Consider the following 1,147-nt stretch of genomic DNA (forward strand, 5'->3'; position numbering starts at 1 on the left):
CGACCGGGCCCACGTAGGCCGGCGGCTGGCCGGCGGCGGAGGCCTGGTGGGGCAGCGGTTGCCCGGGCGGGACGATCGGGCCGGGCAGCGGGTTGGGGATCGTCATGCGTCCACGCTAGGTCGGGCGGGCGGCGCGCGGCCACCCGGCAGCCCAGCCGTCAGCCTGGGGGATGACCCGCCCGCCGCATCCGCCCCCTACCGGGACGAGACGGTGCCCATCCGCTGCGCGATCGGCACGAGCAGCGACGGGCGCGCCGCGATCCACGCGGCCGCGATGACGAGCAGCGAGCCCGCGAACCACGCGAAGCCGATCCAGTCGTCGGCGTCGCGGGCCGCGTACATGTGGTTGAGGTTGCGCAACGCCCCAATGGTGAAGACGAGCAGCACGTGGGTGACGATGAACACGACGAAGTAGAGCATCACCGGGAAGTGCACGGCCCGCGCCCACTCGACCGGGTAGGCGCGGTCGAGCCGCTCGTTGCCGCGCGGCCACCAGCGGCTCATGCGGAGCCCCGTGATGATCGCGAGCGGGGCGGCGATGAAGACGGTCACGAAGTAGGCGAGCTGCTGGAGCGCGTTGTAGTTGACCCAGCCGTCCTCGGTCGGCCAGTCGAGCGAGACGTACTGCAGCCCGGCCGAGATCGCGTGCGGCAGCACCTCCCAGCTCGTGGGGACGATGCGCATCCACTGGCCGGTCGCGATGAGCAGCACGACGAACACGAGCCCGTTGACGACCCACAGCACGTCGAGGCCCGTGTGGAGCCAGACGCTGAGCGACTCCTTCTTGCCGCCGCGCTTCGGGGTCCAGTAGGCGGCCGGCTTCCGCTCGTACCGCACCTGCAGCCCCGAGCGGATGATGAGCACGATCAGCAGCGAGTTGCAGAAGTGCGACCAGCCGAGCCAGGCCGGCAGGCCCACGGGCGCGCCCTCCGGGAGCGCGTATGAGCCCGGGTACTGCTCGACGAAGGCTGCGACCGGCTCGAGCCCGACGAACCAGCGGGCGATCGCGACGACGATCGTGGCGGCGCCGATGATGGCGAGCGCGACGAGCACGCTCGCCGCGACCCACTGGCGCGGCGTGACCGGCCGCAGCGACGGCGTGGCGGCGGGCGCCTCCTCACGCGCGGCACGAGCGGCGGTCGCGGGC

At 72.8% G+C, this 1,147-nt stretch carries 1 protein-coding gene; it reads right to left on the minus strand.

The genetic code is table 11. The features are described from left to right. Nucleotides 1–195 precede the first annotated feature (195 nt). A partial coding sequence (locus tag NWP09_RS12940; protein ID WP_258275902.1) for a cytochrome b/b6 domain-containing protein occupies nt 196–1,147 on the minus strand: 952 nt, incomplete at its 5' end.

Origin of the sequence: Agrococcus sp. HG114 (genome assembly GCF_024723325.1) — a bacterium.
GTDB lineage: Bacteria > Actinomycetota > Actinomycetes > Actinomycetales > Microbacteriaceae > Agrococcus.